This is a genomic window from Dyadobacter sp. CY312 (assembly GCF_021390535.1).
Taxonomy (GTDB): domain Bacteria; phylum Bacteroidota; class Bacteroidia; order Cytophagales; family Spirosomataceae; genus Dyadobacter.
In genome coordinates, this window is sequence record NZ_JAJUXG010000011.1 from 344,780 (window position 1) to 361,777 (window position 16,998).

20 protein-coding genes are annotated in these 16,998 nt (G+C 41.9%); 17 read left to right on the forward strand and 3 right to left on the reverse strand.

Annotation, left to right across the window (positions count from 1 at the left end; all coding sequences use genetic code 11):
* The first annotated feature begins 23 nt into the window (after window positions 1-23).
* Complete coding sequence (locus LZG71_RS16435) at window positions 24-1,853, forward strand: M56 family metallopeptidase (RefSeq protein ID WP_233822061.1); 1,830 nt, start codon at window positions 24-26, stop codon at window positions 1,851-1,853.
* Between the two features lie 154 nt (window positions 1,854-2,007).
* Window positions 2,008-3,033, forward strand: coding sequence for a Gfo/Idh/MocA family protein (locus LZG71_RS16440; RefSeq protein WP_233822062.1), 1,026 nt, complete (start codon window positions 2,008-2,010; stop codon window positions 3,031-3,033).
* A gap of 126 nt (window positions 3,034-3,159) precedes the next feature.
* Here the strand turns inward: LZG71_RS16440 and LZG71_RS16445 are convergent, their stop codons facing one another.
* Together LZG71_RS16445 and LZG71_RS16450 are read right to left on the reverse strand one after the other, a co-directional pair.
* A complete protein-coding gene (locus LZG71_RS16445) occupies window positions 3,160-3,552 on the reverse strand; it encodes a biopolymer transporter ExbD (protein ID WP_233822063.1) in 393 nt (130 codons plus the stop codon).
* Between the two features lie 68 nt (window positions 3,553-3,620).
* Window positions 3,621-4,301, reverse strand: a complete 681-nt coding sequence (locus LZG71_RS16450) for a MotA/TolQ/ExbB proton channel family protein (protein ID WP_233822064.1) — start codon at window positions 4,299-4,301, stop codon at window positions 3,621-3,623.
* A 268-nt stretch (window positions 4,302-4,569) separates the two neighbouring features.
* Here LZG71_RS16450 and LZG71_RS16455 point away from each other — a divergent pair, with 268 nt between their 5' ends.
* From LZG71_RS16455 to LZG71_RS16525, 15 genes are all read left to right on the forward strand, one after another.
* Entirely contained in the window at window positions 4,570-4,965 is a 396-nt protein-coding gene (locus LZG71_RS16455; RefSeq protein ID WP_233822065.1) for a hypothetical protein, read from the forward strand.
* A gap of 109 nt (window positions 4,966-5,074) precedes the next feature.
* On the forward strand, window positions 5,075-5,905 hold the full coding sequence (locus LZG71_RS16460; protein WP_233822067.1) for an MbnP family protein: 831 nt from the start codon (window positions 5,075-5,077) through the stop codon (window positions 5,903-5,905).
* 15 nt (window positions 5,906-5,920) lie between these two features.
* The gene (locus LZG71_RS16465) at window positions 5,921-7,036 is read left to right on the forward strand and encodes a cytochrome-c peroxidase (protein ID WP_233822069.1); all 1,116 of its coding nucleotides are present in this window, start codon (window positions 5,921-5,923) and stop codon (window positions 7,034-7,036) included.
* Between the two features lie 25 nt (window positions 7,037-7,061).
* Window positions 7,062-7,970 carry a transporter gene (locus LZG71_RS16470; RefSeq protein WP_233822071.1) on the forward strand — a complete coding sequence of 303 codons (909 nt, stop codon included), beginning with the start codon at window positions 7,062-7,064 and terminating at the stop codon, window positions 7,968-7,970.
* An 18-nt stretch (window positions 7,971-7,988) separates the two neighbouring features.
* Window positions 7,989-8,363, forward strand: a complete 375-nt coding sequence (locus LZG71_RS16475; protein WP_233822073.1) for a hypothetical protein — start codon at window positions 7,989-7,991, stop codon at window positions 8,361-8,363.
* A 143-nt stretch (window positions 8,364-8,506) separates the two neighbouring features.
* Window positions 8,507-9,301 carry an MbnP family protein gene (locus tag LZG71_RS16480; protein WP_233822075.1) on the forward strand — a complete coding sequence of 265 codons (795 nt, stop codon included), beginning with the start codon at window positions 8,507-8,509 and terminating at the stop codon, window positions 9,299-9,301.
* 4 nt (window positions 9,302-9,305) lie between these two features.
* Window positions 9,306-10,346: a cytochrome-c peroxidase gene (locus tag LZG71_RS16485; RefSeq protein WP_233822077.1), complete on the forward strand. Its 1,041-nt coding sequence runs from the start codon at window positions 9,306-9,308 to the stop codon at window positions 10,344-10,346.
* A gap of 510 nt (window positions 10,347-10,856) precedes the next feature.
* A complete protein-coding gene (locus tag LZG71_RS16490; RefSeq protein ID WP_233822079.1) occupies window positions 10,857-11,366 on the forward strand; it encodes a hypothetical protein in 510 nt (169 codons plus the stop codon).
* Window positions 11,363-11,989, forward strand: coding sequence for an SCO family protein (locus LZG71_RS16495; protein WP_233822081.1), 627 nt, complete (start codon window positions 11,363-11,365; stop codon window positions 11,987-11,989). The genes LZG71_RS16490 and LZG71_RS16495 overlap by 4 nt, the downstream gene beginning before the upstream one ends.
* Before the next feature lie 142 nt (window positions 11,990-12,131).
* Window positions 12,132-12,461, forward strand: coding sequence for a DUF6787 family protein (locus tag LZG71_RS16500; RefSeq protein WP_233822082.1), 330 nt, complete (start codon window positions 12,132-12,134; stop codon window positions 12,459-12,461).
* Between the two features lie 219 nt (window positions 12,462-12,680).
* Window positions 12,681-13,493, forward strand: a complete 813-nt coding sequence (locus LZG71_RS16505; RefSeq protein ID WP_233822084.1) for a mechanosensitive ion channel family protein — start codon at window positions 12,681-12,683, stop codon at window positions 13,491-13,493.
* A 123-nt stretch (window positions 13,494-13,616) separates the two neighbouring features.
* Window positions 13,617-14,939: a signal recognition particle protein gene (ffh, locus tag LZG71_RS16510; protein WP_233822086.1), complete on the forward strand. Its 1,323-nt coding sequence runs from the start codon at window positions 13,617-13,619 to the stop codon at window positions 14,937-14,939.
* A gap of 39 nt (window positions 14,940-14,978) precedes the next feature.
* Window positions 14,979-15,461: a hypothetical protein gene (locus tag LZG71_RS16515; protein WP_233822088.1), complete on the forward strand. Its 483-nt coding sequence runs from the start codon at window positions 14,979-14,981 to the stop codon at window positions 15,459-15,461.
* Between the two features lie 121 nt (window positions 15,462-15,582).
* Complete coding sequence (locus LZG71_RS16520; RefSeq protein WP_233822090.1) at window positions 15,583-16,029, forward strand: hypothetical protein; 447 nt, start codon at window positions 15,583-15,585, stop codon at window positions 16,027-16,029.
* Window positions 16,030-16,138: 109 nt separating this feature from the next.
* The gene (locus tag LZG71_RS16525) at window positions 16,139-16,408 is read left to right on the forward strand and encodes a CBU_0592 family membrane protein (protein ID WP_233822092.1); all 270 of its coding nucleotides are present in this window, start codon (window positions 16,139-16,141) and stop codon (window positions 16,406-16,408) included.
* Here LZG71_RS16525 and LZG71_RS16530 read toward each other — a convergent pair.
* A complete protein-coding gene (locus LZG71_RS16530; protein ID WP_233822094.1) occupies window positions 16,385-16,996 on the reverse strand; it encodes a TetR family transcriptional regulator in 612 nt (203 codons plus the stop codon). The two genes, LZG71_RS16525 and LZG71_RS16530, sit on opposite strands and share 24 nt — an antisense overlap.
* Window positions 16,997-16,998 lie beyond the last annotated feature (2 nt).

Genomic DNA, 16,998 nt, shown 5'->3' on the forward strand with positions numbered 1-16,998 from the left:
GATCACAATCACTAGCAACACCTATGGAAACGCTCATCTATTTTGGAAAAGTCAACCTGTGCTGGGTGCTGTTTTATGGTTGCTACTGGTTGCTTTTCAGGAATCATACCTTTTTTCGGTGGAATCGGCTCTATCTTCTTTTCACTCTGCTTGTGTCCTTTGCAGTGCCATTGATTTCGTTTCCTGAAACAGAGGTAGTAGTAGCCATTCCGAAAGTCACGTACCTGATATCTGATGCACCGGAAATAACCGTTATCAGCACACAACCGATTCAGGAGTCATTCCCATGGAATGAAATTCTGATCGCAGTTTATTTGCTTGGTTTCACCTTTATGCTGGGCAGACTAATCGAGGGTTTGTTCAAATTGGTTAAAATCATTGCACGCAATGAGCATATTTCATTTGATGATTACACACTCATACTGTTACCGCACAGCCAGTCTGCCACAGGGTCATTTTCCTTTTTCAAATGGCTGATCATGAGTTACCAGGACTATACTTATCACCTGGATACGATACTACGCCACGAAGCAGTTCACATCCGTCAGCATCACAGCATGGACGTCATGCTGATTGAGATTATTAAAACTGTATTTTGGTTCAACCCGGCATTGTGGTTTTATAAAAAATCATTGCAGGAAATACACGAATACCTTGCTGACGAACAAGCTCCGAACAAAGACCGGTATGCCAACTTTCTGGTTTCCTACGCCCTCCACTCTCCTGTGAAAGCCCTTACCAATCATTTCTTCAATAGTTCACTTTTAAAAGCACGAATCCAAATGATCTATAAAAACCGCACATCACGCTGGCTGCTCGGGAAGTATCTGATGATCATCCCTGTACTGATATTAGTTGTTAGCCTCACTGCCGCAAAGAAACATATGTTAACTCCTGACACGACTGCTTATACAGAAGAGGTGAATGTTGGTAGAATAGAAGACGCTACAGAGCGAAAAGATGATTTTTCCCCAGAGCCGAAAGTTGAAGGTAAAATAATAGCCGAGACAGTTAGCATCAAGGGAAACATTATTAATAAAACCGGACTACCTATCCGTAACGCTACCATCGTTGTCAAGAATTCAAAAATTGGTACTTCCTCAAACCACGGCGGAAATTTCGAACTGAACAATATCCCGGCAAACAGTAAAATTGTTGTCAGCCACGTTTCTTACCAATCGGTTGAATTCGATATCGAAAAGTCAAAAAAGGAGTATTCACTAATTCTTATACCGACGGATAACTTAATTAGCGAAGTGGTTATCGTAGGTTACGGAAGAGCCGCCTGGGCAGATAAATCAAACGAAGGAGAAAAACGTAATTCTGATAAAAAAGAAAATGTAATCGTTGAACAAAAAGCAGAATTTCCCGGAGGTATCCTAGAAATGATGAAATACCTGGGGCGAAATATTAAGTATCCCACGGAAGCAATGCGTGCCAATGCAAGCGGAATCGTGATCGTTTCATTTGTAGTGAATGAATACGGCAATATCCGAAAAGCAGAAGTTGTGAAAGGTTTGGGTTTTGGGCTTGATGATGAAGCAGCCAGAGTAGTTTGGACAATGCCAAAATGGAGCCCTGCAATACAAAATGGCGAAGCAGTTGCCTCACAACACACGATTCCAATCAAATTCCAAATTGAGCAACCGAAGGAAAAAGACAAAAGACAAGGTTTTATGAATTATCAAAAGGTAGACGAAATAAAACTTGCTGATCAAACAAACCTGAAAAGGTTTAAATTTGAGTCACCTGACTCGGTCAACGTAGTAGTCGCAAAAGAGAGTGCAACTTTTATGAATTATAAGGTAGCCACGCCTACCGTTCAATACCGCTACCATAAAGTTGATGAGTAAGCTTATTTCTGCAAATCATCTTAGACACGATTTAAATTCTCCAACCTATCAGTCATTTAGAATGCCCGTCTCGCAAGAGTTTGGGCATTTTTTGCTTTATTAAGATTACTGCAATTGTTTCAATATTTTTGTCCTTTCCTAAATTTCCTAAATCATGGCATTATTGAAAGCAGCAATTATAGGTGGCGGGCATATAGCGAATCAGAATCACATTCCGGCTCTGAAAGCTTTAAACGAACAGGTAGAAATTATAGCCGTTTGCAGTCGTGATATTAATAAGGCACGTGCACTGGCCAATAACCATAACATCCCGTTTGCATACGATAACGCCGGCGAAATGTTTAATCAGGAGCAAAAACCGGATTTGATCGTCAACTGTACAGCCAACAATCTGCATTATGCTTACACCATGCAGGCACTCGAAAACGGCTGCCATGTGCTCTGCGAAAAACCGCCTGCCATGAACGCGAAGCAAGCTCGTGAAATGGCTGATCTTGCAAAATTGAAAGGATTGGTTTTAGCCTACAATTTCCAACGCAGACAGAGCTCAGAATACGCCTTATTGAAGAGATATCAGAACGAGGGGCAGTTGGGCGGCATATACCACATCAAGGCAACTTACCTGCGTCGCCGGGGTATACCAGGCTGGGGAAATTTCACAAACAAAACCATTCAGGGCGGTGGTGCATTGATTGACCTCGGCGTGCACATTCTCGACCTCGCACTTGACCTGACAAATTATCAGATTCCCGATAAAATTGTAGCCAATGCTTATGACTTTATCGGTAAAGCAGGAGGCAAAGGATTAAAAGGTGTCTGGGATCCATCCAAGTTCGAGGTTGAGGATGCAGTCTTTGCACATCTTTCATTCCCCAACAACGTCAGTATTTCACTTTCCTGTTCTTTTGCACTGAATACGAAGGAGGCTGAAAGTGTCAACCTTGAAGTTTTCGGAAATAAGGGAGGAGCAATTTTAAATCCATTGTCGATCCATACAGAAATTGCTGGCGAACTGGCGGATATTCATTTCTCGCACCTGGAACAAGCAGATAATCAACTTCAAAATACCATCGCTTTTCTTGATTTGGTATCAGGCAAACAAAGCAACATTTGTAATGGAGAAGAAGGTGCTGTTTTGCAGGAGATCGTTGAAAGGATCTACCTCAGTGCGGAGCAGTAATATTGGTAATACGCAGCAACGAAAAACGCCCTGTGAATATACAATTCACAAGGCGTTTTTTATTTGATAACAATCGGCTCTTCGTTTCATCCCCGTTCTGACCGCTAAAACGCGTTCAGTCCGGTTTTACTTCGCAGTGGCCATTACCATTTTAATATCCTGCTTGGCACCAAGTTCCAGTACATCCACCAGATCCTGAACAGCCAGGTTTTTATCAACTCTTAAAACAATGGTACGGTCTTCTACTCCTGCAAATATTGTTTGTAATTCTGTTTCCAGTCTTTCAAAGGGAATCGGTTCTTTATCGATGTAGTAAACCTTTTTATCGTCAATAGATAACGTAATCTGTTTCTTGTACATCTGCTGCGTAGCCGATGCTTTTGGAAGCATCAGTTTGATTACGTTCGGATTCGACATTGTTGAAATGATCAAAAAGAACAGCAGAAGAAAAAACATAATATCGTTGAGCGAGTGCGTGAACACTTCCGGCGCAAACCGGGCCTTACGACGTATTTTCATGTGAGAATATTCAATATGTGAATGATATAACGAGCGAATACATCAGTATTCACTCACTTCCGAATGTATTATTTTGATGCTACCGGCTTTTGAAGCACATCAAGGAAATCGGAAGCAGCCATTTGCAGTTTCAAAGCAAAGCGGTCGATTTTCATATTCAGCATGTGATATCCTGCATAGGCGATCAAACCGATGATCAGACCAGAACCGGAAGTGATCATTTTTTCATACATACCACCGGCAATGGTACTGATATTGAAGTCATTTGAAATCGATATGTCGTAGAAAATACGGATGATACCGGAAATCGTACCCACAAAACCTAACATAGGCGCTATACCTGCAATAACCCCAAGGTATGGCAAATTGCCTTCCATACGTTGAATTTCAATCTGACTAGCGTTTTCTATTGTTGTTTCAATGTCTTTAATCGGGTAACCGATGCGACCAATGGCGCGTTCCAGAATACGTCCTGTTGCGTTACGTTGGTTGCGGCACGACGACTCCGCCGATTTAAGATTTCCCTGCTGAATAAAATCCTTTACGTTGTCTACAAATTGAGGATCTATTTTTCCATTGGCACCAATTCCCAAAAACCGTTCGATGATCAGGAACAGTGTACCCAAAAACAACAGTCCAAGCGGAAGCATTACCCAGCCGCCCTTTGCAAGCAGGTCAATAATAGATAGCCCTTCAGCAGCAACGGGCGCAGCCAAAGTAGAGTCAGTAAGTGCTTGTAGAAGCATCATATAAATGTGAAAGTGAATGGTTAAGCTAAATAAAAAGGGGTTTACCCGGCCTTAAAACAACTTTGAACATAAACGGACTAAATTGACCGTTATTGTTTAAAGGGCAAATATAGGGAAATTACTCTTCGCGCGTAATCCAACCCTCTTTTACGTTCTTATTAATTCCAACGATTTAGGAGAAATCTTACAACTATCGTCAACCGTATCCAATCCATACATACCTTTGTGGCTGAATACGCACATCGGTGTTTGGTTCGTTAAAGTCAATATGAAAGCTTCTGTAAAACAATGTATAGCCCTTAGCCTTCTTGGCCTGATGCTTGTGAAAGCATGGGTGATTCCGTTGTTGTACCTTGACTTCGAGATAAGACGCGATTACATTGTTGCCAATCTCTGCGAAAACCGTAATCGCCCTCAGCTGAATTGTAACGGTAAATGTTACCTGGCCAAACGTATTGCCGAAACAAAAAAACAGGAAGAACGCCAGGCCGAGCAAAATTACATGGCCAGTCTGATATACCAGGTTATGGATGTGAAGGAGCACCATTATTTCCCGGCGCCTACCCTTTCGTTCGAAATTCCGTTAAATCTTTCTTTTGATTACAAATCTCCATTTTCGGCATCCTCTGTTGTCGATGACATTTTCCATCCTCCTCTCGGATAGCAACTTACTGCTATTGCCAATGCTTTAAACCAAAAGCATTTAATTCTATTTTATTTATACCAAGTTTATAATTAACCTTCGTTACAAGGTTGATCATATCTCATTTACTATGAAAAATATTTTCTCAGGATATGCTGGTCTCGTTCTGGCGTTGTTATCCCTCTTTGCATTAAGCTCATGTTCCGATTCCAGTGAAATTACAGAACCAATTCCGGTAACAGAAGGAGGAAAATTAAGAATTGAATTCGATAACGTAGTTGGAGACAAAAACCTGGTTTTGAATAGCGTAAGCTATGTAAATGCAACCAAAGAGGATTTTGTTGTGACAAAATTCAACTACTTTATTTCAAATATAAAACTGACCAAAACCGACGGAACCATCTTCACCGTTCCTCAGGATTCGAGTTATTTTCTGATCAAAGAAGATGTAAAAGCCAGCCAGTTTGTGACGCTGAATAACGTTCCTTATGGTGATTATAAAGCCGTGGAATTTATGGTTGGTGTGGACAGTCTGAGAAACACTGCACCGCTTGAAAAAAGAAAAGGTGTTCTGGATCCTGGTGGATCAATGTTGGAAGATGGTATGTACTGGCTTTGGAATTCAGGATATATTTTTCTCAAACTGGAAGGAACATCATCCAAAGGAAATCCTGTAAATAACAAATTTTACTACCACATCGGTCTGTTTGGCGGTTACAGTGAGAAAACTGTAAACAACACCCGTGTTGTGAAGGTAGATTTTGGCAACTTAAAGGCTTCTGTAACCGATAAAGCTACTCCCGAAGTCCATCTGTTGGTAGATGTTTTGAAAGTTTTCGACGGACCAGGTACGAACGTGAGTATAGAACAATTCAACAGCATCATGGGGGGACAGCAGGAAAAATCACAACAGGTGGCCAACAACTATGCCGAAATGTTCTCTCTGGATCATATTCACTAACTGCCGGGCTGATAGATGAGAACAAAAAATACAAAATCCGGCTGGTATCTGTTGATGTTATGTGCACTTGCATTGTCAGTAATGTCATGTGGCAAAGAAACAGAGGAACCAGACCCTGAACCAACCGGCCCAACACCCGTGGTTTGGAAAAAACCAGCTCACTTTCCTGATCCGGTATATGACCTTTCCAGAAATCCACTTACCGAAGAAGGGATTGAGCTTGGCCGTTTTCTGTTCTATGATGGTATTCTGTCCCGAACCAACCAGATTGGCTGTGGTACCTGTCACCAACAACAGGCCGCATTCACACATCACGGGCATGAGCTTAGCCATGGCGTTGACGATCTTCTTGGAACCCGAAATTCGCCGGCAGTTCAGAATATGGCATGGAGTACTTCCTTTTTCTGGGATGGCGGTGTGCACGATATGGATCTTGTTCCTTTCAACCCGATTGAGAACCCTGTTGAAATGGATCTAAGGGTAACTGCCGCTATGGAAAAGCTGCGCAAAACACCACTCGCGACTTCCAAAATACCTGTCAATTACCCCAAGATGTTCAAAGCAGCTTTTGGAACAGAAGAAATCAACAGCGAAAGAATGATGAAAGCTTTGTCCCAATTCATGATGACGATGGTTTCGGCAGCTTCAAAATATGATTACTTCAAAGGTGGGGATGCCAACGCGCTGAACGCTCAGGAGAAAGAAGGAATGGTATTGTTTCAAAAGAATTGCAGTTCCTGCCATGAGGGCGAGCTGTTTACAAATCAGAGTTTTCGAAACAATGGCTTAATGCCTATGCGAATTGACGACAAAGGCCGTGGTGCTATTACCGGAAATGCTGTGGACAATTACAAGTTCAAAGTACCGTCACTCCGGAATGTGGGCGTAACGGCTCCGTATATGCACGACGGCCGTTACCATACGCTGGAAGAAGTACTTGACCATTACACCGACAGTGTTCAAAACTCTGCAACGCTTGATCCTCTACTCGTCCAACAAAATGGCAAAACGGGTATTCCGCTCACAGCCTCAGAAAAACAATCGCTTATTGCTTTTTTGAGGACACTGAATGATGAACAATTTATCCGCGAAGCCAAACTGTCAGATCCAGGCATAGGAAATGCCCTTTAACAATCAGTTTTTTTAATTTAAAATAATGAAAATCAGATATATATTTTGCCTGCTGTTTACATTAACAGTATTCAATACCCGTGCGTGCGATATATGCGGCTGCGCCAATAGCGGTGCCTATTTCGGGCTTTTACCACAATCGAACAAATCCTTAATTGGCGTAAGATACCAGAGACTAAACTTCGTAACGCACCCAGACAGCAAGGTACTTCGCACCGAAGAGAACTTCAATGTAGCCGAATTGTATGCACGTTTCTTCCCGATCAAAAGAGTGCAGGTAATGGCTTTCCTCCCTTACCGCACTGATCAGCAGGTTACTTCTGCGGACGTAAAAAAACAGAATGGCTTTGGAGATGCGACCGTTCTCGCCAACTACAATGTGCTTAATACACTGATGGACAAGGAAAATTCCGGTGCTTTTACGCATACTTTGCTCGTTGGCGGGGGAATTAAACTACCTACCGGAAAATTCAAATTCGATGAAAACAATCCGTTGCAGGTTGCCAATGCCAATTTTCAGTTAGGAACAGGAAGTACGGATTTTATCCTGAATGCATTTTATACCTTGAACAAAGGCGACTGGGGATTGGCTACGAATGTTTCCCGTAAGTTCAACACCACCAACTCGCAGGATTACAAATTTGGCAACCAGCTTTTTGGTACGGTGGATCTCTACAAATCATTCCGAATTGGTAAAGTTTCATTAACACCGAGCGTAGGTTTTTATGCTGAAAACGCTGAACACGGAACACAACACGGAGAAGTTCTGGATCTCACAGGTGGAAGATTACTAAATGGCACTGCTGGTGTAACGCTCTTCACCGATCGATTTACATTGGGTGTAAATGCACAAAAACCGATTACTCAGAAAAGTTCTTCGGGTCACGTTGTGGCAAAGGAGCGGATTCTTGTTCAACTGGGCTTCTTATTTTAAGAAGGGAAAAATAATCTAATGCGTTCACTTATAGCCTCCTTATTGCTTTTTGCAATTATGCTACCCACACTTAGTCCGTGGGGAACGGTGGCGTATTTTCATGTAAACCGAAATTACATTGCCAAGGTACTCTGCGAAAATCGGGATCGCCCACAGCTTAACTGCAACGGCAAGTGTTATCTGGCAAAAAAACTAAAACAGCAGCAGGATAAAAAAGACAAAGAGACAACCGAACGTGTTTCCAACACTGCTGTTGCTCATTTGTTCTATCTTTCGGTGTCACATTTCTTGTTTGTGCCTGATTGTTTTATTCAAAAGATCAAACCTGTTTTCGGTTATCTGATCTGCATTTATAGCTCGCCAGTCTCCGGCCTGCTTCGTCCGCCACAATAGCCGACTTTCTAATCTTCTATTTCTGAATACTCAGGTTGCAGTGATCCTGCTTTAAGGATATTCACGTCAATACAACACAGTTTTTCAGCTGTGGCAAATCTCTATTTTAATCCAAATCGGTTTTTAACCATAAAATATTAATCATGAAACGTTTTTTAATTCTTGCACTTGCTACGATGTTTTTCACTTCCTGTTCAAACAATGATTCCAATGAAACAGTAGTACCTGCAACTACGGCGGAAGCCAAACTCACTTTCGACTCTAAAGTAGGAAGCGCAGATTTTGCTCTGAATAAAGATTTTACAGTAGGCTCCAAAACTTACAATTTCAAAAAACTTCGTTACTGGGTCAGCAATGTATCTCTGGTTGATTCCAAGGGAGCAGAATATAAGATACCTAACGCCTATTATCTGATCGAAGAAGTGGGCGAACTGGACCTTACCGGAACTGTGAATGGCAATAAAAATTTGTATCCGGCCCGTAAAAGAGAAACGATCGATTTCAGGGACATTCCGGCAGGAGAATATAAAAGTGTAAAGTTTTCCATCGGAGTCGATTCCAAATACAATGATAATCTCAGCCTTGGTGCAGGTGAACTTACCATTGCCAACGGCATGAGCAACATCGCCTGGATGTGGCATTCGAGCTATATCTTCTCATCCCTTGCCGGAAGCGTGAAGGAAGGAACTGAAACCAAGGACTTCACCACGGAAACCGGATTAAACGCCAATTACAAAACGTTGACGATTGATCTGGCAACACCGGTAAATTTCTCGAACACGAAGGAAATCGTTCTGAACGTGGACGTTACCAAAATTTTTGACGGCATTGACCCGATCAAAAACCCGACTATCAGCGCTATGAGCCCTACTTTGATGTCGACCGTGGCGGATAACTATGCAACCAAAGCCATTGCATTCAGTACCACGGTAAAATAGCGCTATGAATTTGCGACAGGCTATATTTTTATTGATACTTGTTTGCGCAGGTTGCAGCAAAAAGGAAATTGACCCGGAGTCGCAGGCATATTCATTGCCTGTTCCGGAACATTTCCCGCAACCTGTATTCGATACCCAAAACCCAATGACAAGGGAAGGTATTGAGCTGGGACGGATGTTGTTTTATGACGTCCGGTTGTCCGCCAACAACAAAGTATCCTGCGCAAGTTGCCACGAGCAGGCATTGGCATTCAGTGATGGCGTTGCATTAAGCAAGGCCGGCGTTTCAGGAACTCCATTGCTCCGGCATTCGCCTGCGTTGATCAATATGGCGTGGGCTAACAATGGTTTGTTCTGGGATGGTGGCTCTACCAATCTGGAATCGCAGGCATTCGGCCCGCTGACAGCACATGATGAAATGGCACAAAATCTGTTCGAGCTTATAGATGAACTCAATGCCGTTCCCGAATATGTAACTCGTTTTAAAACTGCTTTCGCGGACGAAATCACAACCCGGAATGTGGTAAAAGCATTGGCCCAGTTCCAGAGAACGCTCATTTCAGCGAATTCAGAGTATGATCAATTCAAACTAAAAAAAGCCGGTGGAACCTTGTCAGATGTAGAACTTAGAGGACTGGAATTGGTACAGCAAAAATGCCAGGGATGCCACAGCAGTGAATTGTTCACCGACAATGAATACCATAACAATGGTCTCGATGCTGATTTCTCCAACACCGAATATGAAGGAGTGTTTTTGGGAAGATACCGGATCAGCTACAATCTCGCTGATCTGGGAAAATTCAGAACGCCTACCCTGCGCAACGTGGCGTTAACAGCGCCATACATGCATGACGGACGGCTTGCATCACTGGAAGATGTGGTTGAACATTATGCTAACGGAATCAAAAATTCAGGAACACTGGATGAACGTTTGCCTGCCGGAGGAATGAAGCTGAACAAAGATGAAAAGGAAGCCATTGTCGCATTTTTAAAAACGCTGACGGATTATCAATTTGTAGTTGATCCAAAATTCAAACAACCGTGAACCGATTTGATGTTTACTTCTTTTACTATGTCACAAATTAATTTTCTGTTATTGGCAATTTACTAAAAAAAGCCGTAAGACTGACGCTTAAAGTGCTTGTCATGCTGAGCGGAGTCGAAGCACGGGACGCAACGTTAGTCATTATCAATAAACCAGTTAAAAATAATACCAATGGTAACTCGGGGAGATATGTCAATTACTCATAACATCAATTATTTACCGCATATGCCAATGGTAGATTTATAAAACGCTAATTATTGATAGTGTTAATTTGGTTACTCGGGTTTCGACTCCGCTCAACCTGACAAAGATCATGTCATTTTCAATGGCTTCGGCCACCCGGCGGATCGCCGAAGCGAAATCTTGTTGAGAACGAAATGGTTATCCAGGGTTAATGTTCGCCCTTAAAACACATCAAACGTCATTTAACCGCAGCGGCGGCCGCGTGTGATATGACAACAGCAAAAATTTCAACATCAAGTCCTTAATTTCTTTAAACAATTAAAACAAATGAAAATACTAATCTTAAACATCCTGGCTTTACTCATTCTGGCGGGTTGTAATTCCGAAAACAAAGATTCATCTCATAGCGATAGTACAACTATGCAGGATCCTAACGGGCATGACCATGGCTCACATGCAGCAGGCGATCCGCGCGTAGCGGAAGTAATGGCTATTCACGATAGTATTATGCCGCAAATGGGTGCGATCATGGATTTGAAACAGAAGATCACTGCTAACCTGAAAACAACTGACAGTTTACTCGTTGTCAAATCAACTGACGTCTTAAAAAAGAGGAAAGAAGAAGCTTTTACGCTGCACATTCAGTTGGACAAGGCCGATAAGGAAATGATGAACTGGATGCATCAGTACAAAGCCGATACGCTGGAAAAATTGGGAGATTCAGAAGCAACTGCGTACATCGCAGATCAAAAGCTAAAAATTGAAACCGTACGTAATCAGATGAACAAAGGTATAGCGGATGCCCGCGCCTTCCTTGACAAAAATTCAGCCTTATGAAAAAGCTATTGATACCAATATTCTTCCTGACAATCTTATTCACAAGCTGTGAGGATAAAAAGCTCCCCTACATAGGCGAACCGGATGTGGTGAAGAAAATGGTGGATGGGAAAGAGGTGGAAGAAACCATTTACCCAACCATTCCCGAATTCTCTTTCCTGAATCAATACGGAGAAACCGTTACGGAAAAGTCATTTGAAGGGAAAATTTATGTGGCAGATTTCTTCTTCACTACCTGCCCCACCATTTGTCCGGTGATGAAAAAGAATATGCTGAAAGTTTATCAGGAATTTAATGATAATCCCGACGTACAGATTCTATCTCACACCATTGATCCCGGCCATGATTCAGTAGCTGTTTTGAAAAAATACGCAGATGACCTTGGAATAACCGGCAACAAATGGCAACTGGTGACCGGCGAACGTGATAAAATATATGAAATAGGCGAAAAACACTATTTCGTCAGTGCAAGGGAAGATTCCTTGGAAGCAGGCGGTTACATTCATAGCGGTCACTTTGTATTGGTAGATAAAAACCGACACATTCGCGGCATGTACGACGGTACCACAGAAGCGGAAACCAAGCAGTTGATCGAGGATATTAAGGTGTTACTGAGAGAGTAGAACTGATTGTGTTTTGACATTTTATATTAGATAAACAACGATGCCGCACTGACCAGGGTCATGATTAAACATTCATTAAAATCAAGGAAAATTGCGATATGCGTTGTTTCTTTGTGAAAAATTTAAAGCGTCCGATAAAAATATGCCGAGCGGAGAAAAAAGTGCACAGCCCTGGTTGGGTAAAATGCAGGAAAAATGGGGATTGGAAACAACCAGACAGGTTCTTTTGGTTTTAGCTGTTTTCAGCCTTTCGGGGTCGTCAGTGGTTTGGTTGAGAAAAGGCCTTTTCCACCTGTTGGGTTATGATGACACAACGCCAATGTGGTTAAAAACCGTTACCTACATTCTTTTTATTTTCCCTACTTACCAAAGTTTACTACTTGTATATGGTTTTCTTTTGGGTCAGTTTTCATTTTTCTGGGAAAAGGAAAAGAAAATGTTCCGCTGGATTGCTGCCAAGTTCAGTAAGTAATACCTGATTTAAGTTTTAGAAATATAGTTGAGACGGACAAGGGCAAACAGCTCTTGTCCGTCTTTTTTCGTTTTGAGGTAAAATACCTTATTTACACAAATTATTTTCGGTATACCATTGATTATGTGATGACAATAAATGATTTTGCGTATAGGAGTGACCATTCCCGGCTCAGCTTGTCTAAAATCTCAAAATCATCTTTCCAAACTTTCTCAAATTATGGATTACGAAATTGTCAAAGCCGGTATCATCGCGGCAATCACACAGTACGGCGGTAAAATTTTGCTTGCCATCATCGCCCTTATTATTGGTCGAATTATTATCGGAAAAATCAGTGATCTTGTTAGTAACCTGATGGACAAAAGAAAGGTTGACCGCGACGTTCAGCCATTTCTTAATTCACTGATCAGCGTTCTTTTAAATGTAATGCTGCTTTTGAGCATTGCGGGTATTGTCGGGATAGAAACTTCTTCTTTCGTAGCAGTATTAGGAGCTGCTGGCTTGGCTGTTGGGCTTGCTTTGCAGGGTAGCCTCGCCAATTTTGCCGGTGGCGTTCTCATTCTTATTTTCAAACCGTATCGTGTAGGTGACCTTATTAACGCACAAGGATTCACTGGCGTGGTTGAAGGCGTCCAAATCTTCAATACAGTGCTCGTTACGCCGGACAACAAAACCATCATTCTTCCAAACGGACCACTTTCTACCTCTCCCGTTACCAATATTTCGGGTAAAGGCAAAATCAGGGTTGACATGGTATTCGCTGCTGGCAGTCAAAACGGCGCGGATAAGATCAGAGCCTCAGTTCAAAAGGTTGTGGATGCCTGCCCTACTGCATTAAAAGATGTATCTCATGATATTTTGGTAACCAAACTGACCGAAAACGCGATATTTTTTGATGTGAGGGTCTGGACGCCAAGTGCAACCTACTGGGATACTTATTATAATGTTCACGAGGGAATCAGCAGACAATTTGCTCTGGATGGCATTCAGGCGCCTAAGCCGGCAGAAGTGAGCGTGGCCCTGAAACAATAAACAAAATAACATTTCATATCGGATAATTACGGGAGTATGGGAATCTTGATTCCTGTACTCCTTATTTTATTTATACCTTTGTGAATTATTTCAATTAAGGATCAGAATCATACATACCATTCCATGTTTGAAAACTTACAGGATAAGCTTAACAATGCCTTCCGCACGCTAAAAGGAAAGGATAGAATATCAGACATAAACGTTGCTGCGACTACTAAAGAAGTGCGTAAAGCACTGGTCGACGCTGACGTTAACTTTAAAGTAGCCAAGGAAATTACCGACCGGATCAGGGACAAAGCCCTTGACCGTAAAATATTGATATCTGTCGAACCAGGACAGATGTTTGTGAAGATCGTTCAGGAAGAACTAACTGAACTGATGGGTGGGCAGGCCGAAGCCATCAACATCAAAGGCGACCCGGCTGTAATCCTGATTGCAGGTTTACAAGGATCTGGTAAAACAACTTTTACCGGAAAACTGGCTTATTTACTTAAAAAACAGGGAAGACAAGTTCTTTTAACTGCCTGCGACGTTTACCGTCCAGCGGCGATTGAGCAGCTTAAAGTATTGGGAGAGCAAGTTGGCGTGGAAGTATATTCTGAGCCTGAAAACAAAAATCCTGTAAGCATTGCTCAGAATGCGATTTCACATGCCCGAAAAATTGGCAAGAAAATCGTGATCGTCGATACAGCTGGACGCTTGGCTGTAGATGAGGCGATGATGCAGGAGGTTGCTGATATCAAATCGGCTATCAACCCTTCTGAAATCCTCTTCGTGGTTGATTCCATGACAGGACAGGATGCGGTTAATACAGCCAAAACTTTCAATGAACGTCTGAATTTTGACGGCGTTGTACTTACCAAACTTGATGGTGACGCACGTGGTGGAGCAGCTCTTTCGATTCGTCAGATTGTAGACAAACCCATTAAATACATCAGTACGGGTGAGAAAATGGAGGCGCTTGACTCCTTCTACCCTGATCGTATGGCGAGCAGGATTCTGGGGATGGGTGACGTAATCTCCCTTGTTGAACGTGCTCAACAGGCCTTCGACGAAGATGAAGCGAAGCGTATTAATGCCAAAATGCGTCAGAATAAATTCGATTTTGACGACTTTCTGGGTCAGTTGCAGCAGATCAAAAAGATGGGTAATGTAAAAGACCTTATCGGAATGATTCCCGGAATGGGAAGTGCTATGAAAGACATGGATATTGATAATGAGTCTTTCAAACCAATTGAAGCTATCATACAATCGATGACTAAAAAGGAGCGCGAAAATCCTGACATCATCGACGGAAGCCGTAAAAAGAGAATTGCTATCGGTAGCGGAACGACCATTTTGCAGGTAAACAACCTCATTAAGCAGTTTGATGAAATGCGAAAAATGATGAAAAAAATGAATACCATGCAGGCAGCAGGAAAACTTGGCAAAGCACTTCGCCGCTAATTTTGATCCTGCGATTATGATTCGCTTTATCTGTTATTAATGAAAAAAATATTTGCTCCGCTTATCATCCTTTTGTTTGTTGGCGTAGGTGAGCTTAAAGCTCAGGCATCCGTAGGTTATTATCCTTGGAGCAATCTGATTTCGGTGAGCACCAATACAAAAAAAGCGATCTGGCTTGATACCCGGCTTCAGACAAACTCGCTGTTTAGCAGCCTTAGCATTGACATATTACCAATGATCAATCTGAAACGGGGAGAAATTGTACAGTGGTATATTGGTGGAGGCATAAGAGTGAATCCTTTGTACCGTATAGCGGACTCGAAAGCTGACCTCATTACAATAGACGGATACTCAGTTAATTTTGGCGTCCGTATAGCACCGCTTCCGCAGAACAGGCGCATACAGCTGGCACTGGAACTAAATCCTTATGTGAAAGATAAGTTTGACAGCGGTGTTTTGAAAAGCCATTTTGGTGTAGTTTATGTTTTTGGAAAAAAGAAAGAAAGTACTGAAATACAATAGGTTTTAATATTTGTTTAAAATCCTGTTACCTGAAACTTATTTCACGTCCTATTGTGGAAGTAGACACCAGGAGGATTTACTTCATTCAAATTTGTCGAAAACAATCAAACACTACATTAAAATGAAAAAGACACTTTTCAACGTTGGATTTGCACTATTGATCAGCGCATTTACATTTACCGCTTGTTCAAAAAAGGCAGAAAACGAAACCAAAGAAGCTACTGAGGCGGTTGCCGGTGACGTTAAAGAAGGTGCTGCTGAGGCAAAAGATGCCGTTTCGGACGCAGCAACTGACGTTAAAGAAGGAGCTCAGGATGTAGCTTCTGACGTGAAAGATGCTGGTAAAGATGCTGTTTCTGATGTGAAAGCAGCTATCAACAAAACTACTGATGCAGTAGACAGCAAATTGAGCAAACTAAGTGCTTCTGCACGTACCGAGTACGATTCTTTCAACAAGGAGATCAATCGTCTTGATGAAGAAATCAAAAAAGCATCTGCTTTGGAAAAAGTGAAGCTTGAAAAAACAAAGGCTACTTTCATCGCCAAACGCGACGCATTGCTAAAATAGTCCGGAGCATCTCTGGAATATAATAAAAAAATAAAATAGCAACTTGTAATGAAACGGGTTGCTATTTTTATTTTCGGGTCTTGTACTTAAAATTAGCCGCAGCACCCATATGAGCGAAATATCCATTACAGAAGGTCTGGGCTGGATGGGAGTTGTATTTTATGTTTCCTCTTACTTGTTGCTCAGTACGGGCAAGCTCAAAGCCAACAGCTATTTATTCCATCTGCTGAATATTCTTGGTGCTTTGGGATTGATTACCGACTCCGCTTATGAAAACGACAAGCCAAACCTTGCAGTGAACAGCATTTGGCTGCTTATTGGCTTATGGGCTATTGGAAAGCGCTTTTATTCCGAATCAAACCGACGCAACGGTCGTTAAATTGAGCATATCAATTGCCTGTTGCTTATATCTGACCAGCTTTTGTTCATACTCTATCTTGTCAGTTACAAGACTAAGATAAAAATAGGCCCCGTCTACCAAAACGAAGATGCTATCCGCAATCTGATCCGGATCATCAATATCCAAAAGTCCCTCTTTTCTGCATTCTTCTATTTTTGCACTCAGCAAACTTCTTAGCGAATCAAGTATCTTTTTATACAAATCCTTGATTTTAGGTTCTCTGAACGAAAGTGAATAACAGCTATAGAACAGGCCATCATCAAAGAGCGTATTCCATTTTTTAGAAAATATATTATCGATAGTTTCAAGCAAGCCCGTTTGAGGATCCGTCTGTTTTTTACCCGTTACTTTGTAAATCAACTGATATTTATCCAAAATGTAGTCGATTAAGCCATATGTCAGATCTTCGCGCGTTTGAAAGTAGTGTATGATCAAACTTGGATTGATATCCATCTCTTTTGCAATCTTGGCAATCGAAGTATTTTCCAGCCCTTCCTTTTTGGCAAGCTTGTAAAACACCTTGATTATTTCCTTCTGACGGGCCTCTTTCAAACTTTTCCTTCCCATGC